Source organism: Geobacillus sp. JS12, from assembly GCF_001592395.1.
GTDB classification, from domain to species: Bacteria; Bacillota; Bacilli; order Bacillales; family Anoxybacillaceae; genus Geobacillus; species Geobacillus zalihae.
In genome coordinates this window covers 1,422,515-1,443,338 of sequence record NZ_CP014749.1, presented here as the reverse complement: position 1 = coordinate 1,443,338, position 20,824 = coordinate 1,422,515, and the positions used below count along the sequence as shown (strand labels likewise).

Genomic DNA, 20,824 nt, shown 5'->3' with positions numbered 1-20,824 from the left:
CATTGTTTTCGATGTATTAGAAAGCGCTTCCCTGCTACAACGGAGATGAGGAGGAGAAAATAATGACTCGGGTGAAAGTAGGAATTTTGGGAGCCGGAGGGATTGCCAAGGTACATACGTCGATCCTAAAGAAAGATGAGCGGGTTCAAATTATTGGGGTAGCGGATATTGTGGAAGAAAGAGCCGCTTCATTGGCGAAGGAAGCCGGGGAAGCAAAAGCGGTCAAAAGCCTCGAGGAATTATTTGATCTTGGTGTAGATGCTGTTTACGTGACGACGCCAAACACGATGCATGTTGAGCCGGTACTAAAATGTCTGGAAAACAATGTGCATGTGTTCTCAGAAAAACCGATGGCGACTTCTTTGGAGGGGCAGAGCAGATCAGGCAAGCGGCTGAACGATCAAAGGTGATTTACAACTTGGGAATGAACCGCCGGTATGCGTCGGTGTACAAAAGAGTCAAGGAATTGATTGATTCCGGGGAGGTAACCCCCTATTTGGCTCATGTAAAAATGAACCGCGGTGAACTGTTAAATCCTCCTTGGACGGCAAACCCGAAGGTGACGGGAGGCTTCTTGTATGAAACTCCTTTCCATTTGATGGATCTATGCCGTTATTTATTTGGTGAAGTACAAACGGTTTACTGCGAAGCAAAACAAAACATTTCGACAGAGGAATTAGATACATTCGCGATTATGATGACATTTGTCTCGGGGACGATCGTCAATTTTGTGACGTATGCTCATGCCGGATGGAGCTTTCCGTTTGAGAGTTTGGAGGTTTATGGGAAGTATAGCACGGTCGCAACCCAAGAACTCGAAAAAGTCATGTATGCCCCAGGGTTGCAGCAGGCGGCGCACATTCATGATTTCTATCAATTATCCATTGAAGAAAAATGGGGATATAAGGAAGAGGATCGTCTGTTTATTGATGCCATTATCCATGGAACAAAGCCTCCGGTGACAGCTGAAGATGGATTCCGCTCGATTCAATTGCTAGAGGCGATTTATGAAAGTGCTAAAACGGGGAAAATAATCGACTTTCGCCAAACAGCTCCGTCAAAATAAAAAGGCGGGTGAGAGAATGAAAGAGAAAAAACAAATCCGGATTGGCATGGTTGGTTATAAGTTTATGGGAAAAGCGCATAGCCATGCGTTTCGCGATCTTCCCTTTTACTTCGACACAGATGTCATCCCAGTTCTGCAAGCCATTGCGGGTCGGGATGAGCAAGGAGTTAAAGAAGCGGCGCAAAAAATGGGATGGGCATCGTATGAAACAGATTGGCGCCGCCTGATTGAACGGGATGATATCGATGTCATCGATATTGTTACTCCAAACAATACGCATGCGGAAATTGCAATCGCGGCAGCGAAAGCAGGAAAACATATCATTTGTGAGAAACCGCTTGCTCTCACATTGGAACAATCGCTTGAAATGTTGGAAGCTGTCAAGCGAGCAGGTGTAGTTCATATGATTTGTCACAATTATCGTTTTGCTCCGGCGGTTCAGTTTGCCAAGCAGTTGATCGCACAAGGGCGACTGGGGAAAATTTACCACATTCGTGCTACGTTTTTGCAAGACTGGCTGATGGATCCGAACTTCCCGTTAATATGGCGCCTGAAAAAAGAAGTATCTGGATCAGGCACACACGGAGATCTTGGGGCGCATATTATCGACCTGGCCCGTTTCTTAGTCGGAGAATTCCGCGAAGTTGTCGGCATGATGGAGACGTTTATTAAAAAACGGCCGCTTGGAGATATGGATATCCATTTAAAAGGGCGCGTTGAAGGCACGGCATGGGGAGAAGTGGATGTTGATGATGCCTCCGCCTTCTTGGCCCGTTTTGAAAACGGGGCTTTAGGAGTGTTTGAAGTCAGCCGTTTTAGCAGAGGGAATCGGGCAGGCAACCGTTTTGAAATTAATGGGGAACGCGGCTCGATTCGTTGGGACATGGAAAATATGAATAACCTTCAAGTGTACCTCGAAGACGATGAGCGCGGACTGCAAGGATTCCGGACGATCAACTGCACAGAGGTGGAGCATCCGTATGCCTCGGCTTATTGGCCGGCTGGGCACATTATTGGCTATGAACATACATTTATTAACTTGTTGGTGGAAATGATGAATGGCATTGCCGGCGGGTACAGCCCTTCGCCGAACTTCGAAGACGGTGTTCGCAATCAAGCTGTGCTTGAGGCGGTGGAACGGTCGGTGCAAACTGGGGGATGGGTAAGCATTTCTGAAGTGCTACCGTCAGTGCAAGTGCAATCACGTTGATGAAATACGACGATTTAGAAAACGGTTACATTAAGAAAAGAAAGGTGTGTGGATCATGACCGTTCGTTGTGCAGTTCTTGGGCTAGGGCGCCTTGGACACCACCATGCGAAAAACCTGGCCACTCACCAAATAAGCGGCGCGAAACTGGTGAGTGTGGTCGACCCTCTTGGAGAAAGAGCGGAGCAGTTTGCGCGAGAGTATGGGATTGAGCGATGGACGAAGAATCCTGATGATGTATTCGAGGATCCGACAATCGATGCCGTCGTGATCGTAACCCCGACGAGCACTCATGCAGAGATGATTGCAAAAGCAGCTAGAAACGGCAAAGCGATCTTCGTGGAGAAACCGCTTACCCAAAGTTTAGAGGAAGCTGATGAAATTATTCAAACGATTCAGGAGACAGGCGTCATTTGCCAAGTCGGCTTTATGAGACGGTTCGATCCCGCTTATGCCGAGGCGAAGCGAAGAATCGAAGCGGGGGATATTGGCAAGCCGATCTACTTTAAAGGGATTACAAGAGATGCAGGTTCGCCCCCGGCTGAGTTTATCCAACATAGCGGCCGCGTATTTTTGGATGTTTCGATTCATGACTATGATATTGCCCGTTACTTAATGGGGGCGGAAATTACATCTGTTTCTGCTCATGGAAGGGTGCTCTTGCATCCGTTTATGGAAGAGTTTAAAGACGTAGACCAGGCGATTACGTATGTCCACTTTGACTCTGGCGCAGCCGGGGATATCGAGGCAAGCCGGAACTCGCCATACGGGCACGATATTCGTACAGAAATCATCGGTACAGAAGGTTCGCTGTTTATTGGCACTTTGCGCAACCAAAATGTCACATTGCTGAATGCCAAAGGAAGCACGTACGAAATCATCCCTGATTTCCAAACGCGCTTCAATGATGCATACCGTTTAGAGCTTGTCCACTTTATCGAATGCATTCAAAACCGGCAAACGCCAAAAGTAACCGAAATTGATGGAAAAGTGAACTTAAAAATCGCCATTGCGGCGACTGAATCGTTTGACACCGGAAAAACAGTATGGCTCGAAGGGCATGTAGCTGAGCAAACACGTTAATTGACGGCAGCGAGGCCACTTTGGCTTCGTTTGTCATAGAACATGGTTCGCAGCGGCTTTCGCTCCCTATGGAGTGGCGAGAAAGGCCGCTATGGACAAAGAAGCTTTAAAGAAATAAAGGGGAAAAGGGGGCAAAAGGAAGATGAAAGGTCGAATGAAGTGGGTGTCGTTAGTCGTATTGCTGTTTAGTTTTTCGTTGCTGTTTGGTTGTAACAAACAACAAGAAACAGCCCAATCGGGAGACAAATCGGGCAAAATCGTCATTGGCGCAGCCCTTCCGGATTTTGATGACAAATGGCTAAGTTACTTGCAAGACGGAATGAAAGAGTATGCCAAAACGCAAAAAGATGTAGAAGTCATTTACGTCGATGCGATGAATGACGCAAACAAGCAATTGTCTCAAGTGGAAAACTTTGTTCAACAAAAAGTGGATGCCATTGTCTTGATTCCTGTTGATACGGTTTCGGCACCGCAAATGGTAGAAAAGGCGAATCAAGCGAACATTCCAATCGTGGTTGTCAACCGTATCTTTGATGGGGTAGACAAAGCGACCGCTTACGTCGGTTCAGAGTCAATCAAATCCGGCATTATGCAAATGGAAGAAGTAGCAAAAATGTTAGGCGGTAAAGGAAACATTGCCATTATGAACGGTCAAATGGGGCATGAAGCGCAGATCAAACGGACCGAAGGAAACAAGCAAGTGATCAAAAAATATCCGGGGATGAAAGTCGTTCTAGAAGGAACAGCAGAATGGGATCGTGCAAAGGGAATGGCGCTGATGGAAAACTGGTTGCAGTCTGGCAAAAAAATTGATGCTGTTGTCTCTAACAATGATGAAATGGCCATCGGTGCGATTATGGCACTGGAGGCTGCTGGAAAGTTAAATGATGTTGTTGTAGCAGGAGTTGATGCGACGCCGGATGCTCTTGAATATGTTAAGCAAGGAAAATTAAAAGTCACCGTCTATCAAAACGCGAAAGGCCAAGGACAAGCTGGATTAGAGACGGCTATTAAAGCGGCAAAAGGAGAAAAAGTAGAGAAATACAATTGGATTCCGTATGAGCTGGTTACGAAAGAGAATGTCGATGAGTACATCAAAAAGTGGCAATGAGAAAAGAAGAGTGAAAAGGAAGGATGCTGCCGCGTTGCTGACATCCTTCCTAACATTCACTTTTCCTTTGTGAAACTAGCCTACCTAAGCTCATAGAACGGCCGACGTTATAAAGCCGTGGGGCAACCATCCGCTTTGATAAAAGGGGCAATCTATAGCGAAAAGGCGGGGTACGAATGAGCAACAATTATGTATTGGAAATGATCGATATTACAAAAGAGTTTCCTGGAGTAAAGGCTTTGGATCGCGTGCAGCTGAGAGTGAAAAGAGGAACTGTACATGCGCTGATGGGGGAAAATGGAGCGGGGAAGTCTACCTTAATGAAGATCCTGATCGGCATTTACACGCCCGATCAAGGCAAGATCATGTTCAACGGGGAAGAGCTGAAAGTCTCCACGATTAAACAAGCGCTCGATAAAGGCATTTCGATGATTCATCAAGAGTTGAGCCCGGTTCCGAACATGACGGTGGCGGAAAATATTTTTCTCGGCAGAGAACCGAGTTATCCGTTCGCGGGTTGGGTCAAAATGAAGGAACTCATTAAAAAGACGAGACAACTATTTGAACAGCTTGAGATCGATATTGACCCAATGCGAAGATGGCGGATTTGAGCATTGCCAATATGCAGATGGTGGAAATTGCGAAAGCGATCTCTTACAATTCGAAGCTGATCATTATGGATGAACCGACGTCGGCCATTACGGAGAAAGAGGTTCATCACCTTTTCCACATCATTCGCTCTTTGAAAAAAGAGGGCGTATCCATTATTTATATTACTCATAAGATGGATGAACTCGAACAAATCACCGATGAGGTGACCGTGCTGAGGGACGGGAAGTACATCGGGACGAAGCCGAGCCATCAAATTTCAAGGGATGAACTCATTCAAATGATGGTCGGAAGGGAATTGAATCAAATTTTCCATAAGCCAAAGATTCCGATCGGAGAAGTGGCGTTGTCGGTCAAAGGGTTGACGAAAAAAGGGAAATTTCATGATGTGAGCTTTGAAGTACGGAAAGGAGAAATAGTCGGGTTTGCTGGGTTGATGGGGTCTGGAAGAACAGAAGTATTAGAAAGCGTTTTTGGCGTTGCCAAACCGGACGCGGGAGACATTTATGTTCACGGAAAAAAGGTTGCGATTCGCTCGGCACGGGACGCGATTCGATATGGGATGGGCCTGTTGACGGAAGACCGAAAACTGACAGGGCTGTTTTTACCGTTGTCTGTCGAGGACAACATGATCACGGTTACGGTCAACCAGTATACGAAGGCGGGTTTTTTGCAGCAACGAAAAATCCGCGAAGACTGTCAAAGGTTGGCCGAACAGCTTGCGATTAAAACGCCGAGTTTGCAGCAGTTGATCAAATATTTAAGCGGGGGCAATCAGCAAAAGGCACTCATTGCCCGTTGGCTGCTTCATAACCCGGATATTTTGTTCCTCGATGAACCGACAAGGGGAATTGATGTAGGGGCGAAGGCGGAAATTTACAATTTGATTTTTGATCTCGCCAAGAAGGGAAAAGCGATCGTCGTAGTTTCTTCGGAAATGCCGGAAATATTGGGATTGAGCGACCGGATTATCGTTATGCATGAAGGAAGAAAAACAGGAGAGCTGACAAGGGAAGAAGCAACCCAAGAGCGGATTATGCAGCTGGCAACGGGCCAGTTGATCGAGGCGAAGCGATAAAGAGCAGGGGGAATGGGTATGGAAAGCCAAGTTTCTGTTACGAACAAACAGGGGAAGGCAGGGATTTCTTCGACGGCCACGTCGAAGGACAAATTGTATCGATTTTTAAACCGATATGGCATGTTGGTGATTCTGATAGCACTCGTCATTTTGATGTCCATTCTTTCGCCGACATTTTTTACAACCGGCAACTTATTAAATATTGTTCGGCAAATGTCGGTGGTCGGCATTGTCGCGATTGGCGTCACGATCGTCATTATTACGACCGGCATTGATTTGTCATCGGGGTCCGTTATTGCGCTTGTGTCGGTTGTAGCCGCCAGTTTTGCCCACCCGATACGTATCCCGTGATTGTCCCGATTTTGATCGGTCTTGGGTTAGGGCTTTTGACTGGGGTCATAAACGGAACGATTATTTCGAAGGCGAACATTGCCCCGTTTATCGTCACATTGGGCATGATGACAGCAGCGAGAGGGGCAGCGCTGTTATTCAGCGACGGGAGACCGATTGGGAATTTGTCGCCATCGTTTTTATGGATTGGGCAAGGAGATGTTGTGGGAATCCCGGTCCCGATTCTCATCTTTGCGCTTGTGGGGGTCATTTCCTACATTCTCTTAAATAAAACGAAGTTTGGCAAATATGTGTATGCCATTGGCGGAAATGAACAGGCGGCCATAATTGCCGGAGTCAATGTCGATAAATATAAGATTTTCGTTTACGCATATGCCGGGCTATTGTCAGGGCTGGCTGGACTCATCTTGACCTCGCGCATTTCCTCGGGGCAGCCGACGGCCGGGGTCATGTATGAACTCGATGCCATCGCTGCCGCGGTCATTGGCGGAACAAGCCTTGCCGGTGGGATCGGTACGATCGGCGGCACGATTGTCGGTGCGCTCATTATCGGGGTCATGAATAACGGTCTCGACTTGTTGAATGTTTCGCCATATTGGCAGCAAATTCTTAAAGGAGTCATTATTACGGTGGCGGTGTTCATTGATTCTCGCAAAAACAGAAAATCATAGGGTTGGAGGAAAATGATGAAGCTTGTATTTAATGAAGCGACGACGCTAAAAAATTCTACATTAAAGAATGACTTAGAACTATGTGAAAAATATGGTTATGACGGCATTGAAATTCGACTTGATAAGTTGAAAGAATTTCTAGCTTCCTATACGGTCGACGACTTGAAACAATTCTTTGCTTCTCATCGTTTAAAACCGTATGCATTCAATGCGCTGGAGTTTATCACGTTCCGTGATGGGGAAGGATTCGGCCAAATCCTTCGTGATCTGCAGTTCTTATGTGAAATCGGTCAACAAATTGGTTGCAAAACGGTGATTGCGGTCCCGACGTTTGATGTCGGCGATTATACGAAGTCGGAAATCAAAGCGGAAACCGTTCGCGTGTTGCGAGAGTTAGCAGAGTTCAGCGAACCGTACGGCGTAAAAATCGCCTTCGAGTTTTGCGGATACCCGAATTGTTCCGTCAACACGTTTACACAGGCGTATGAGATTATCAAAGCGGTGGACAGCAATCAAGTGGGCCTTGTTCTTGACTGCTTCCATTTCCATGCAATGAACTCCCAGCTCGAAGACTTGCAGACGGCTGATCCAACGGACATTTTCGTCTTTCATATCGATGATTGCGAAGATTTGCCGGTAGGAGCGTTACGCGATCGCCATCGAGTGTGGCCGGGGGACGGGGTGATTGACTTGGATGGCATTTTATGCACGCTTCAATCCATTGGTTACAATGATATGGCGTCCATTGAGTTATTTCGACCTGAGTATTGGCAATGGGAGGCAGAGGCAGCAATTCAAACCGGAAAGATCAAAATGGAAAACGTTCTCCGTCGGTATTTTGAGATCGAACGAGTTTGAACATCTACGGGAGGGAAACCGGTGAACACGATCCGCTTAACAACCGCCCAAGCATTAGTCAAGTTTTTAAACCAGCAGTATGTGGAATTCGATGGTCGTGTACAGAAATTTGTCAAAGGTGTTTTTACGATTTTCGGCCATGGTAATGTACTCGGCCTTGGTCAAGCGCTTGAGGAAGATCCCGGAGAGCTCGAAGTGTACCAAGGGCGCAATGAACAAGGAATGGCGCATGCGGCGATTGCCTTTGCAAAACAAAAACACCGTCGGCAAATCATGGCATGCACGTCATCCGTCGGTCCCGGGGCGGCGAACATGGTGACGGCAGCGGCGACAGCTTCGGCGAACCACATTCCGGTGTTATTGCTTCCGGGAGATACGTTCGCGACAAGACAGCCCGATCCCGTGCTTCAACAAATCGAGCACTGGCATGATTTGACCATTTCCACAAACGATGCGTTTCGTGCCGTCAGCAAATATTGGGATCGCATCAGCCGCCCGAGCAGCTGATGCCGGCGATGATTCAAGCGATGCGGGTACTGACCGATCCCGCCAACACCGGAGCAGTCACCATTGCCTTGCCTCAAGATGTGCAAGGGGAAGCGTACGATTTTCCTGAATCCTTTTTCCAAAAACGGATTCACCGCATTGAACGCCGCGTTCCGGCGAAAGCGGCGATTCATGAGGCGGTGGAGCTCATTCGCAGAAAGAAAAAACCGATCATCATTTGCGGCGGCGGCGTCCGCTATTCGGAAGCAGCGGAAGAACTGAAACAGTTTGCCGAGAAATTTCACATTCCTTACGGGGAAACGCAAGCCGGCAAAAGCGCGGTGGAAAGCGCCCACCCATACAATCTCGGGGAATTGGCGTCACCGGCAACCTTGCCGCCAATATAATTGCGAAGGAAGCCGATTTGGTCATTGGGATTGGCACCCGTTACACCGATTTTACGACAGGGTCGAAACAGCTTTTCCAACATCCTGAAGTAGAATTTTTGACGATCAATGTCTCGGTCTTTGATGCTTGCAAATTGGATGCCGTCCGCGTAGTGGCAGATGCGAAACTTGCTCTTCTCGCCTTAACCGAAGAGTTGGAGAAAATCGGGTATCGATCCGGCTATACGAATGAAATAGACATCGCGAAAAAGGCGTGGGAAGAAGAGCTTAACCGACTGCATCACGTCCGCTACCGCCAGTCGGGCTTTCAGCCGGAGGTGGCCGGCCATCTCGATGAGGTTTTGACTGAGTATTCCGAGTTTTTCGATTCTTCGTTAACGCAAACGGAAGTCATTGGCGCGATTAACGAGTGGATCGATGACGACGCCATTATCATCGGAGCGGCAGGCAGCTTGCCGGGGGATTTGCAGCGCATGTGGGTGGCGCGCCGGCCCAATACGTATCATATGGAGTACGGCTATTCGTGCATGGGGTATGAGATTGCTGGTGCGCTTGGCGTGAAAATGGCGGAGCCGGATAAAGAAGTCTATGCGATGGTCGGCGATGGCAGCTACTTAATGCTTCACTCGGAGCTTGTAACGAGCATTCAGGAAAAGAAAAAAATCAATGTTCTCCTATTTGATAATGGTGGATTCGGCTGCATTAACAACTTGCAAATGGGTCATGGAATGGGCAGTTTCGCCACAGAATTCCGCTACCGCAACGAAGAAACCGGGCGCTTAGACGGGAGCTTGATTCCGATTGACTTCGCGCAAAGCGCGGCCGGTTACGGGGTGAAAACGTATAAAGTGCACACGCTCGAGCAATTAAAAGAAGCGCTCGAAGATGCCAAACAACAATCGGTGTCGACATTGATCGATATTAAGGTGCTTCCAAAAACGATGACCCATGATTATGAGTCATGGTGGCATGTCGGGTGGCGGAAGTGTCCCGGAACCCAAAAATTGCGGAGGCATACAAGCGGAAAGAACAACAATTGCAAAGGGCAAGAAAATATTGAACAACTGGAGTGAGAGAGATGGAAAAAACGGTTAATCCTTTTCGTATCGGCATTGCCCCGATCAGCTGGGTCAATGATGATATTCCGGGACTGGGTGATCACTATACCCAAGATCAAGTCTTATCCGAAATGGCGGAGCTTGGGTATGTTGCAACGGAAATGGGGCGCCTCTTTTCCCAAGATCCCCCGTCATTGAGGGCAAAACTGAACCAATATGGCATCGAGCTCGCCAGCAAATTCATCGGCGTGCTCTTTTCAGACCGTTCTCGTCTTGAAGAGGAACTCAAGACGTTCCGGTCTTGGGCGGAATATTTGCACGATATGGGATGCAAGTATGCGATTGTCTGCGAGATGGGGGGATCGATGCACTGGGATCCGCGCCGGGCGCCAGAAGAAAAAACGATTCAACGGCTCACGGATTCCGAATGGGAGTCCCTTGTTGACGGATTGCATCGCGCCGCGCATATATGTCAAGAGCTAGGAATGAAACTTGTTTACCACTTTCACGCGGGAACAGTCGTCGAAACGGCGGAAGAGATCGATCGCTTAATGGAGTTGACGGATCCGAATCTTGTCCATCTCTTGTATGACACAGGGCATGCGTTATATGGCGGATATGATCCAGTTGAACTGTTGCATCGGTATGCGGATCGCATTCAATACGTTCATTTGAAAGACGTAAGGCACGATGTGCTCGAGCTGGTGAGACGGGAACAACTCGACTTTCGCACGGCGGTGTTGCGTGGCATGTTTACGGTTCCTGGAGATGGATGCATTGACTTTGTTCCGATTTTTGCCAAATTGATTGAGATGGACTATAACGGCTGGATCATCGTCGAAGCAGAACAGGACCCGGCTGTGGCGCACCCGTACACGTACGCCAAAATGGCCAAAGAATATATTGACCGCCTTGTTCATCATCTCTTGGCGGCCCAAAAGCGGTAAGGGGGGAGGATGAAACGATGAGCCGACTGATCATACCAAGCCATTCGCCGAATGAAGAAGGGAACGTCGTCCGCGTAACACCGGAATCAGTGGGGTGGGAGTACGTCGGGTTTGAAGTGTATGTGTTGGCAAAAGGACAAACATTGCGAAAAGAGACGAAGGATCAGGAGGCTTGCCTTGTTCTTCTCAAAGGGAAAGCGAACATATCTACGAAGCTGGAGCGGTGGGAACAGATCGGATTGAGAATGGATGTGTTTGAGAAAGTTCCGCCATACTCGGTCTATGTTCCGGCAAACGATGTGTATGAAGTCGAAGCGATGACGGATGTGGAAGTAGCGGTTTGTTTAGCGCCGGGGAAAGGTACATATCCGGCGCGATTGATCCCCCAAGCGAAGTAGGAGTCGAAATACGGGGAGCAGGAAATATTGAACGGCGGGTGCATAACATTCTTCCGGAATCCCAACCGGCCGACAGCTTGCTTGTCGTTGAAGTGTTTACGCCGGAAGGAAACTGGTCGAGCTACCCCCGCATAAACATGACCAAGACAACTTGCCCCATGAGTCGTATTTGGAAGAAACGTATTATCATAAAATCAATCCCGGTCACGGTTTTATGGTGCAGCGTGTGTACACCGATGATCGTTCCATCGACGAAACGATGGTCGTGAAAAACGGGGATGTTGTCTTAGTCCCGAAAGGCTACCATCCGGTTTCCGCTCCCCAGGGTATGAGGGGTATTACTTGAACGTCATGGCCGGGCCGGTGCGGACGTGGAAGTTTCATAATGACCCGGACCATGACTGGGTGATGGAAAGCAAGCTCGCGGCCAAACAGAAGGAGAAATAATCTAAAAAGACGACAGGAAAGAGGCGGTTCGATGAGTTTCCTCCCATTTGACCAGCAAAAACCGTTGGATTTTATCGCCGTTGGCCGGCTATGCATCGATTTGAACGCCAATGAAATCCATCGGCCGATGGAAGAAACGATGACGTTTACGAAATATGTCGGCGGATCTCCGGCGAATATTGCCATCGGCATGGCCCGGCTCGGCATGAAAACAGGGTTTATCGGCCGAGTGGCCGACGACCAAATGGGTCGATTTATTGTCCGATATTTAAAAAACAATGGAATTGATACGTCCCATGTCATTACCGACAAGTCCGGCAGTGTGACGGGCTTGGCTTTTACCGAAATCAAGAGCCCGACCGACTGCAGCATCCTAATGTATCGCGATAATGTCGCTGATTTGAAGCTGGAACCGAACGATATTGACGAAGACTATATTCGGCGCGCCAAATGCCTGTTGATTTCCGGGACAGCTTTAGCGAAAAGCCCGTCAAGAGAAGCGGTGTTTTTAGCGTTGGACTACGCAAGACGCCATGGAACCGTCGTTGTGTTCGATTTGGATTATCGCCCATATACGTGGCAATCCAAAGAGGAAACAGCGATCTATTACAACTTGGCAGCCGAAAAATGCGACGTGATCATCGGCACGAGAGAAGAATTTGACATGATGGAGCGGTTTGACGGCCAGCGGCGCGATGATGAACAAACAGCGCGAAAATGGTTTGATTACAACGCGAAAATCGTTGTCATTAAGCATGGCAAAGACGGGTCTATTGCTTATACGAAAACTGGAGAAACGTTTGTCGGCACGATTTTCCCAGCAAATATTGTCAAAACGTTTGGGGCCGGCGACTCGTATGCCGCAGGATTTATCTACGGGCTAATGAACGATTGGCCGATTCCAAAGGCAATGGAATACGGGGCAGCTGCGGCGTCGATTGTCATCTCAAGCCATAGCTGCTCGGATGCGATGCCGACATTGGCGCAAATCGAACAGTTCATCGAACAACATCGCAACGGTTCAGCTGCTCGGAAATAAAAAGAAGGGGGAACATGGACATGACGATGACAACGGGAGTGCAAACCTTAAAAAACTATATTGGCGGGCAATGGGTCGAGTCTCGTTCCGGGAAGACGGAAGCCGTTCCGAACCCGGCAACGGGCGAAGTGTTGGCCTACGTTCCGATTTCAAGCCGCGAGGAGTTGGACGAAGCGGTCCGAGCTGCCAAAGAGGCGTTCAAAACATGGCGCAAAACGCCGGTGCCGCGCCGGGCAAGAATCTTGTTTAAATATCAGCAGTTGCTTGTCGAGCATTGGGAAGAGCTGGCCCGATTGGTGACGTTAGAAAACGGCAAAAGCTACAACGAAGCATATGGGGAAGTGCAGCGCGGCATTGAATGCGTCGAATTTGCGGCCGGTGCGCCGACGCTCATGATGGGGCGGCAGCTTCCAGATATTGCGACCGGCATTGAATCGGGGATGTACCGGTATCCGATCGGCGTCGTGGGGGGCATCACGCCGTTTAACTTCCCGATGATGGTCCCTTGCTGGATGTTCCCGCTGGCGATTGCGTGCGGAAACACGTTCGTCTTAAAACCGTCCGAGCGCACGCCGATGTTGGCGAATCGTTTGGCTGAACTGTTTAAAGAGGCTGGGCTTCCGGACGGGGTGCTTAACATCGTCCATGGGGCGCATGATGTCGTGAACGGGCTGTTGGAGCACCCGGATGTGAAAGCCATCTCGTTTGTCGGCTCCCAGCCGGTCGGCGAGTATGTGTACAAAACGGCAGCGGCTCACGGCAAACGGGTTCAAGCGTTGACGGGGGCGAAAAACCATTCCATTGTCATGCCGGATGCCGATTTGAATGTTGCGGTCCGTGAAATTATTAACGCGGCGTTCGGCTCGGCGGGAGAACGGTGCATGGCGGCGTCGGTCGTTGTCGCGGTTGGGGAGATTGCCGATGAACTTGTCGAGAAGCTGGTGGCGGCCGCGAATGAATTGAAAATCGGCAATGGGCTGGAGGAGAGCGTCTTTTTAGGCCCGGTCATTCGCGAAGCCCATAAGCAACGGACCGTGAAGTATATTGAACTTGGGGAAAAGGAAGGGGCCATTCTGGTGCGCGACGGACGAAAGGACGCCGCGGTTCAGGACAATGGATACTTTATCGGTCCGACGATCTTTGACCGAGTCACTACTGACATGACCATTTGGAAAGACGAAATTTTCGCCCCTGTTCTTTCGATCGTACGGGTCGAGACATTAGATGAAGCCATTGAGGTGGCCAACAAGTCTCCGTTTGCCAATGGAGCGTGCATCTATACAAGAGACGGGGGGAATGTCCGCAAATTCCGCGAGGAAATCGACGCCGGCATGTTAGGCGTCAACTTAGGAGTTCCCGCGCCGATGGCGTTCTTCCCATTCTCCGGATGGAAAAACTCGTTTTATGGCGATCTTCATGCGAACGGCATGGATGGCGTCGAGTTTTATACGCGCAAAAAAATGGTGACCTCCCGCTGGTAATGCGTTCGAAAACGTATCAAGCGCCGCAAGAGCGCTTGATACGTTTTCCGTATATTGAAAAGGAGGAAGAACAATGCCGCTTGTGTCGATGAAAAACATGCTGCAACGGGCATGGCAAGGAAGATATGCCGTCGGACATTTCAACATCAACAATTTGGAATTTGCCCAGGCCATTTTGCTGGGGGCTGAGGAAGAAGAAGCGCCGGTCATTTTGGCCGTGAGTCCGGGATATATTGACCATCTCGGTGGGTTGCGGACCGCAGCGGCCATGGTGAAAGAGCTCGTGAAGGAGTACCGCATCACGGTGCCGGTCGCGCTTCATTTGGATCACGGCTCTTCCTATGAACAATGCCTCGAAGCGATGGAAGCCGGGTTTACTTCGGTGATGATCGATGCATCCCATCATCCGTTAGAACAAAATATTTCCATCACGAAACAAGTCGTCAAAGCCGCCCGGGAGTTTGGCGCCTCGGTCGAAGCGGAAGTGGGGAGGATCGGGGGGCAGGAGGACGACTTGGTGGTGGACGAAGCAGAAGCCATGTATGCCATTCCTGAGGAATGCGAACGCCTTGTGAAAGAAACAGGGGTCGACTGCCTCGCTCCGGCGTTAGGTTCGGTTCACGGCCCGTACAAAGGGAAGCCAAAGCTGGGATTTGCCCAGATGGAAGAGATCGGGCGCCGAACTGGGGTTCCTCTTGTCCTGCATGGCGGAACAGGAATTCCGCTGGCCGATATTCAAAAGGCGATTTCCTTCGGAACGGCGAAAATCAATGTCAACACCGAGAACCAATGGGCCTTTACCCGCGGCATTTGCCGCATGTTCCGCGAGAACGAGGGACTGTATGATCCGAGGAAATACCTTGGCGCCGGAAGAGAAGAAGTGAAACAGACGGTCAAACAAAAAATTCGCGAATTCGGTTCGGCAAAGAAGGCAACAGAGACCTTGTTGCCTTCGGTGTAGCCATACATGAACACGCAAAGGGGGGAGTGGGGTGGCTCACAGCCCATGGCGCAAGGATGTGGCGATGTTCCTCATCGCCTCCTTTTTCTTTTGGTTGTCTCTTTTTATTTATATACCGATCCTGTCTCCGTATGTGGAACAGCTGGGAGGGGCGTATTCGTTTGTCGGGCTTGTCTTGGGCAGTTACGGCCTCATGCAGTTTTTATGCCGCATTCCGATCGGCCTTGTCTCGGATATGGTGCAAAGGAGAAAGCCGTTTGTCACGCTCGGTATGGCGGCTGCTATGGGAAGCGGGTGGCTGTTTGCGATCACGAACAGCTTAGGATGGGCGCTTGTGGCAAGAGCGCTCGCTGGCGTCGCCGCCGCGACGTGGGTCGTCTTTACGGTTCTGTATGCTAGTTACTTCCGTTCGGAAGACACCCACCGGGCGATGGGCCAAATTTCGCTTGTCGTGGTGTTGGCACAGCTGGTCGGCATGACCGTGAGCGGATCGATCGTGGACCGCTGGGGATGGCACGCCCCGTTTTGGGCTGGGGGATGTCTAGCCGCGGTGGGTGTTGTTCTCTCCTTATCCATTAAGGAGGAAAAACAAGGCGAGAGATCGGCGCGGCCGCAAACCGTCCAACTCAAAGACCTTTTTTCTGTGATGAAGGAACCGTTGTTGCTCAAAGTCTCCGTTTTATCCGTGTTGGCCCACGGGATCATGTTTACGACCATCTTTGGCTTCACACCGGCGTATGTCCTAAAAGCCGGCCTTGATGAACGAGATTTGGGCTTTCTGATGATTTGTTTTATGATTCCTCACGCCATCGCGACGGTGTTCATCGGAAAGACCGTAGTGCCTTTATTCGGGAAATGGCGATCCTTGGTCATCGCCTTTTTCGGCAGCGCCGTGTTTACGTTTTTGATCCCGGTTGCCGGCGGAAGTTTCTTTGTTTATCCCGTCCAAATCGGGAGCGGCTTTTTCCTCGGCCTTTTATTCCCTTTGTTGTTAGGAATGTCGATTGAATCCGTTGATGAAAGCCAAAAGGCGACCGCCATGGGAACGTATCAGGCGATTTACGCCATCGGCATGTTTGGCGGTCCGTACCTTGCCGGCATCGTCAACGAGCTCATCGCTCTTCCTTTCGCTTTTTATTTCGCCGGCACCCTCGGGCTCATCGCCATAGGGATGATTGCTGTATGGAAGAGAAAAGAGAGGGGGTTGAACAAGGTGGTTCATCGAGGATATTAGTGAGAAGTAGGTTAGGTATAAAATAGTGATTGATCATTTTATCTACTAGTTTTGGGACTAGGGGGACGAAGAGAGAGTGATCCCCCATCCCCCGTTAACATAAATATAAGAATCCCCAGTTGGTTGAAGATTATGCTTGAGTTGAAGTTACTGCCCCTAGATTAATCCCTGTTCATCGTAAGGAGATGTTTCCCTAAATAAAAAAATTTATATTATATTCGTTTGTATGATAGACAAACTAAGATAATTATCTTATAATTTATACTGAAAGTTCTAGAAAATAATAAAGGGGGATCACAATGAAGACCGTCCGAAAAATTTTCATTTCTGTTCTACTGTTGTCTCTCGTTTTGCTAATGCTTTCCGCTTGCGGACAAGACGTTGCCAAAAATGAAAGCGGAAACAAAAGTGGGGGCCAGACAGGTCAAGACGAGAAAATTAAAATTGGCTTTTCCGTATCTGACCTAACACTAGAAAGATGGCAGCATGACCGTGATATCTTTGTACAAGAGGCGAAAAAGCTGGGAGCTGATGTCATCGTCCAGTCAGCGAACGGGGATAGTGAGAAACAATTATCCCAAATACAAAACATGTTATCCCAAGGAATTGACGTTTTAGTCATTGTAGCTGTTAATACAGAATCATTATCTCCTGTTGTTCAGCAAGCTAAAAAAGAAGGGGTCAAAGTGCTAGCCTATGACCGCCTGATTATGAATGCAGATGTCGATGCGTATGTTTCCTTTGACAACGTGCGTGTCGGTGAGATGCAGGCTGAGTATTTGGTGAAAAAAGTACCTAAAGGAAACTACTTCCTATTGGGCGGCTCACCGACCGATAATAACGCGAAGATGTTTAGAGAAGGACAAATGAATGTTTTACAGCCATTGATTGATAAAGGCGATATTAAGGTTGTCGGGGATCAATGGGCAAAAGACTGGCAAGCTTCTGAAGCGATGAGAATTATTGAAAATGCATTGACAGCCAATAAAAACCAAATTGATGCCATTGTAGCATCGAACGACAGTACTGCAGGCGGGGCGATTCAAGCGCTGAAGGCTCAAGGTCTTGACGGAAAAGTAGCGATTTCTGGCCAGGACGCCGACTTGGCTGCCGTTAAGCGAATTGTGGAAGGAACTCAATCAATGACCGTGTACAAACCGATTAAAAGCATCGCAACAAAGTCTGCTGAAGTTGCAGTACAGCTGGCGAAGGGTGAAAAAATTCAAGCGAACGAAACAGTGAATAATGGGAAGGTAGACGTGCCGTTTATTAAACTGGATCCGATTATGGTAGATAAAGATAATGTGATTGACACTGTTATTAAAGATGGATTCCATTCGTATGACGAAGTTTACAAAAATGTTCCTGAAGACAAACGCCCGCCGCGACCGTAATTTACTGTGATTGATATACGGGTAGCCATCCTGTCACAGCGAGATGGATGTTGCCCGTAGTTTCTAAACTTAGTTTATTAATATAACTATCTTTGTTAGTAGGTGGGATATATGCAACCGTATATTTTGGAAATGAAGGGGATTACAAAAGAGTTTCCAGGGGTTCGGGCGTTGGACAACGTGACTTTTTCTGTCCGTAAGGGGGAAATTCATGCCCTTTGTGGTGAAAATGGCGCAGGAAAGTCTACCTTGATGAAAGTCTTAAGTGGTGTTTATCCATATGGAACATATGATGGAAAGATCTATATCGAGGGAAAAGAAGTCCGATTTCGAAATATTAAAGAGTCTCAAGAAGCAGGGATTGCGATTATTTATCAAGAACTAGCCGTAGTTGAGGAAATGACGGTTGCGGAGAACTTATTTCTTGGTCATGAACTAATGAGAGGTAAATATATTGATTGGCATCGTTTATATTCTGAGGCACAGAAATGGTTGCGGAAAATTGGATTGGATATTGATCCGGAAACAAAGGTTCGCAATTTAACAGTCGGCAAGCGGCAGTTAATTGAAATTGCTAAAGCACTCTCAAAAAACGCTAAAATTATTATTTTAGACGAACCGACGGCAGCATTAACCGATAGTGATGTTGCCACCTTAAAAAATATTTTGTGCGATCTTCGTTCTCAAGGAGTAACTTGCATTTATATCTCCCATAGACTGAATGAAGTTATGGAATTGGCAGATACGGTAACCGTTTTGCGTGATGGCCAAACAATCAGCACCGATCGTATCGAACTGCTGACAGAAGAGCAGATTATTGCAAAAATGGTTGGAAGGGAATTAAATGAATTATATCCGTATGAACCAAGGAATGTTGGGAAAGAAATTCTCAAAGTTGACCACTATTCTGTCATTGATGAACAAACGGGAAGGGAAGTAATTCACGATGTTTCATTTTCATTAAAAGCAGGGGAAATTCTCGGAATCTCAGGATTGATGGGTTCAGGGAGAACCGAATTGTTTACTAGCCTATTCGGTGCCTATCATGGCAAGAAAAGAGGAACAGTTTGGATTGATGGGAAACAAGTTGATATTCGCCGTCCTGCAGAGGCGATTCAGTACGGAATGGCGTATGTATCTGAAGACCGAAAAAAGTATGGTCTCGTTTTAGAGATGGATATTATTAAGAATTCCACTCTTGTCGCTTTGAAAAAAGTCACAAAATGGAACGTTATTGATCATGCGTTAGAAGTGAAGCAGGCAGAAGAAATAACGAAAAGAATGAAATTAAAAGCTCCTACTTTAGAAGCGAAAGTATCCCAACTAAGCGGTGGAAACCAGCAAAAAGTCGTTTTAAGCAAATGGCTTTTAAATAGCCCGAAAATATTGATTTTGGATGAACCGACTCGCGGAATCGATGTCGGGGCAAAGTACGAAATTTACAAAATTATTAACGAGTTAGCTAGTCAGGGAGTGGGAATTGTTTTAATTTCATCTGAGTTGCCAGAAGTCATGGGAATGTCGGATCGCATTTTAGTCATGTCCGAGGGAAGAATAACCGGGGAGTTTCAGCGTCATGAGGCCACCCAAGAGAAAATTATGACTTGTGCAACGGGAGGAAAATGAGGATGAAAAGCCCGATTTCTATAGCGACCTTAGAGAGTCAAACAAAAGGGAAGATACGATGGAAATTTGATTTTCGTTCTTATACGCTAATTATAGCCTTAGTCTTTATCGCTGTTATTTTCAGTGTTTTAACTGACGGAGAGTTTGTATCGTCACGAAATTTATCGAACTTATTTATGCAGATGTCTGTCATTTCGATTTTGGCGATCGGCATGACACTAGTCATTATAGCAGGCCATATTGACTTATCAGTTGGATCTGTTGTCGGATTGACCGGGGGAATCGCTGCGATTTTGCAAGTATGGTATGGCTGGGGAACAGTCTCTGTTATTGTTGTGGCTATTGTTGCTGGCGTATTAATTGGACTTTGGCAAGGATGGTGGGTTGCTTATCGAGGTGTTCCTGCTTTCATTGTAACTTTAGGTGGGATGTTAGTTTTTCGAGGAATTTTGATTGGAATTAGCAATGGCGAGACTGTAGCGCCGTTAGACAATAGTTTCGAAGCGATAGGAAACAGTTATCTCCCTTACGTAATCGGCTACATTTTAGCTGCTGTCAGCATCATTTTATTGTTTCTTTCTTTAGCACGAAATAGAAAGAAACGAAAACAGTTAGGCTTAACGCTCAATTCTAAAATAAATGATTATGGCAAAACAGCAGTCTACTCGCTATGCATTTTAGTATTGGTGTATATGTTAAATCGTTATTACGGTGTTCCTATTCCTATGTTGATCGTTGTTTTATTGGCGCTTGTCTTTGTGTTTATTGCCGTTAAAACCCCGTTTGGACGATATATTTATGCGATTGGTGGAAATATTGAGGCGGCCGCTCTATCTGGGATCAACATCAAGCGTGTTGTATTAGCTGTCTTCATCTTAATGGGAGTGCTTTCGGCGGTGGCGGGTATCATTTTGACAAGCCGACTCAATGCAGCGACAGTCAGCGCTGGGGAGATGTATGAATTGGATGCTATTGCTGCTTGTGTTATTGGTGGCACGAGTTTAATGGGGGAAGGGGAAATATTGTTGGGGCGATTATCGGCGCCCTTATTATGGCTAGTATCGATAACGGTATGAGCATGATGAACATTGAGACCTTTTGGCAATACATTGTGAAAGGATTAATTTTAATTGTTGCCGTTTGGGCGGATATCTCAAGCAAAAGTAAGGCGAGTTGAGTTCAAGATGTAAAAAAGCGGGAAGAGGCTAGCTCATTCTAATGCTAGCCTATCTCTTTGGAAACAGGAAGGAGAGAACGAAAAGTGAAACCCACTGTCCGTTTTGGCATCATCAGCACCGCTGCTATTGCCAA

General features: G+C 47.7%; 14 protein-coding genes and 4 pseudogenes. All 18 read left to right on the top strand.

What is annotated here, in order from left to right; all coding sequences use genetic code 11:
* The first annotated feature begins 62 nt into the window (after positions 1–62).
* The 18 genes and pseudogenes from A0V43_RS20380 to A0V43_RS06965 all read left to right on the top strand — a co-directional run bounded on the left by A0V43_RS20380 (position 63) and on the right by A0V43_RS06965 (position 20,589).
* On the top strand, positions 63–410 hold the full coding sequence (locus A0V43_RS20380; protein ID WP_236930982.1) for a Gfo/Idh/MocA family protein: 348 nt from the start codon (positions 63–65) through the stop codon (positions 408–410).
* A gap of 14 nt (positions 411–424) precedes the next feature.
* Positions 425–1,066 carry a Gfo/Idh/MocA family protein gene (locus A0V43_RS20375; protein WP_236931024.1) on the top strand — a complete coding sequence of 214 codons (642 nt, stop codon included), beginning with the start codon at positions 425–427 and terminating at the stop codon, positions 1,064–1,066.
* 16 nt (positions 1,067–1,082) lie between these two features.
* Positions 1,083–2,276 (top strand): Gfo/Idh/MocA family protein, encoded by a 1,194-nt coding sequence (locus tag A0V43_RS07040; RefSeq protein ID WP_063192729.1) that lies wholly within the window; start codon positions 1,083–1,085, stop codon positions 2,274–2,276.
* Between the two features lie 55 nt (positions 2,277–2,331).
* Positions 2,332–3,357 carry a scyllo-inositol 2-dehydrogenase gene (iolG, locus tag A0V43_RS07035; protein ID WP_063192728.1) on the top strand — a complete coding sequence of 342 codons (1,026 nt, stop codon included), beginning with the start codon at positions 2,332–2,334 and terminating at the stop codon, positions 3,355–3,357.
* A gap of 142 nt (positions 3,358–3,499) precedes the next feature.
* A complete protein-coding gene (locus A0V43_RS07030) occupies positions 3,500–4,468 on the top strand; it encodes a sugar ABC transporter substrate-binding protein (protein ID WP_063192727.1) in 969 nt (322 codons plus the stop codon).
* 176 nt (positions 4,469–4,644) lie between these two features.
* Positions 4,645–6,155 (top strand): annotated as a pseudogene (locus tag A0V43_RS07025) (sugar ABC transporter ATP-binding protein).
* Positions 6,156–6,173: 18 nt separating this feature from the next.
* A pseudogene (locus tag A0V43_RS07020) lies at positions 6,174–7,177 on the top strand (ABC transporter permease).
* Positions 7,178–7,192: 15 nt separating this feature from the next.
* Positions 7,193–8,035 carry a sugar phosphate isomerase/epimerase family protein gene (locus tag A0V43_RS07015; RefSeq protein WP_063193828.1) on the top strand — a complete coding sequence of 281 codons (843 nt, stop codon included), beginning with the start codon at positions 7,193–7,195 and terminating at the stop codon, positions 8,033–8,035.
* Positions 8,036–8,056: 21 nt separating this feature from the next.
* A pseudogene (gene iolD, locus A0V43_RS07010) lies at positions 8,057–9,988 on the top strand (3D-(3,5/4)-trihydroxycyclohexane-1,2-dione acylhydrolase (decyclizing)).
* Positions 9,989–10,006: 18 nt separating this feature from the next.
* Entirely contained in the window at positions 10,007–10,933 is a 927-nt protein-coding gene (iolE, locus tag A0V43_RS07005; RefSeq protein ID WP_011231380.1) for a myo-inosose-2 dehydratase, read from the top strand.
* Positions 10,934–10,950: 17 nt separating this feature from the next.
* Positions 10,951–11,778, top strand: a pseudogene (gene iolB / locus A0V43_RS07000) (5-deoxy-glucuronate isomerase).
* A 31-nt stretch (positions 11,779–11,809) separates the two neighbouring features.
* A complete protein-coding gene (gene iolC / locus A0V43_RS06995; RefSeq protein WP_011231378.1) occupies positions 11,810–12,817 on the top strand; it encodes a 5-dehydro-2-deoxygluconokinase in 1,008 nt (335 codons plus the stop codon).
* Between the two features lie 20 nt (positions 12,818–12,837).
* Complete coding sequence (locus A0V43_RS06990; RefSeq protein ID WP_062898654.1) at positions 12,838–14,298, top strand: CoA-acylating methylmalonate-semialdehyde dehydrogenase; 1,461 nt, start codon at positions 12,838–12,840, stop codon at positions 14,296–14,298.
* 73 nt (positions 14,299–14,371) lie between these two features.
* Positions 14,372–15,259 (top strand): class II fructose-1,6-bisphosphate aldolase, encoded by an 888-nt coding sequence (fba, locus tag A0V43_RS06985; RefSeq protein ID WP_062898653.1) that lies wholly within the window; start codon positions 14,372–14,374, stop codon positions 15,257–15,259.
* Positions 15,260–15,290: 31 nt separating this feature from the next.
* Positions 15,291–16,493 carry an MFS transporter gene (locus A0V43_RS06980; RefSeq protein WP_236930980.1) on the top strand — a complete coding sequence of 401 codons (1,203 nt, stop codon included), beginning with the start codon at positions 15,291–15,293 and terminating at the stop codon, positions 16,491–16,493.
* Positions 16,494–16,792: 299 nt separating this feature from the next.
* Positions 16,793–17,887 (top strand): D-xylose ABC transporter substrate-binding protein, encoded by a 1,095-nt coding sequence (gene xylF, locus A0V43_RS06975; RefSeq protein WP_063192726.1) that lies wholly within the window; start codon positions 16,793–16,795, stop codon positions 17,885–17,887.
* 111 nt (positions 17,888–17,998) lie between these two features.
* A complete protein-coding gene (locus tag A0V43_RS06970; RefSeq protein WP_063192725.1) occupies positions 17,999–19,513 on the top strand; it encodes a xylose ABC transporter ATP-binding protein in 1,515 nt (504 codons plus the stop codon).
* 2 nt (positions 19,514–19,515) lie between these two features.
* On the top strand, positions 19,516–20,589 hold the full coding sequence (locus A0V43_RS06965) for a sugar ABC transporter permease (protein WP_442899712.1): 1,074 nt from the start codon (positions 19,516–19,518) through the stop codon (positions 20,587–20,589).
* Positions 20,590–20,824 lie beyond the last annotated feature (235 nt).

Excerpts from the sequence above, each read along its gene's own strand:
- A0V43_RS20380 (WP_236930982.1), top strand. The coding sequence starts at position 63 with ATGACTCGGGTGAAAGTAGGAATTTTGGGAGCCGGAGGGATTGCCAAG.
- A0V43_RS20375 (WP_236931024.1), top strand. The coding sequence starts at position 425 with ATGAACCGCCGGTATGCGTCGGTGTACAAAAGAGTCAAGGAATTGATT.
- A0V43_RS07040 (WP_063192729.1), top strand. The coding sequence starts at position 1,083 with ATGAAAGAGAAAAAACAAATCCGGATTGGCATGGTTGGTTATAAGTTT.
- iolG (WP_063192728.1), top strand. The coding sequence starts at position 2,332 with ATGACCGTTCGTTGTGCAGTTCTTGGGCTAGGGCGCCTTGGACACCAC.
- A0V43_RS07030 (WP_063192727.1), top strand. The coding sequence starts at position 3,500 with ATGAAAGGTCGAATGAAGTGGGTGTCGTTAGTCGTATTGCTGTTTAGT.
- A0V43_RS07015 (WP_063193828.1), top strand. The coding sequence starts at position 7,193 with ATGAAGCTTGTATTTAATGAAGCGACGACGCTAAAAAATTCTACATTA.
- iolE (WP_011231380.1), top strand. The coding sequence starts at position 10,007 with ATGGAAAAAACGGTTAATCCTTTTCGTATCGGCATTGCCCCGATCAGC.
- iolC (WP_011231378.1), top strand. The coding sequence starts at position 11,810 with ATGAGTTTCCTCCCATTTGACCAGCAAAAACCGTTGGATTTTATCGCC.
- A0V43_RS06990 (WP_062898654.1), top strand. The coding sequence starts at position 12,838 with ATGACGATGACAACGGGAGTGCAAACCTTAAAAAACTATATTGGCGGG.
- fba (WP_062898653.1), top strand. The coding sequence starts at position 14,372 with ATGCCGCTTGTGTCGATGAAAAACATGCTGCAACGGGCATGGCAAGGA.
- xylF (WP_063192726.1), top strand. The coding sequence starts at position 16,793 with ATGAAGACCGTCCGAAAAATTTTCATTTCTGTTCTACTGTTGTCTCTC.
- A0V43_RS06970 (WP_063192725.1), top strand. The coding sequence starts at position 17,999 with ATGCAACCGTATATTTTGGAAATGAAGGGGATTACAAAAGAGTTTCCA.
- A0V43_RS06965 (WP_442899712.1), top strand. The coding sequence starts at position 19,516 with ATGAAAAGCCCGATTTCTATAGCGACCTTAGAGAGTCAAACAAAAGGG.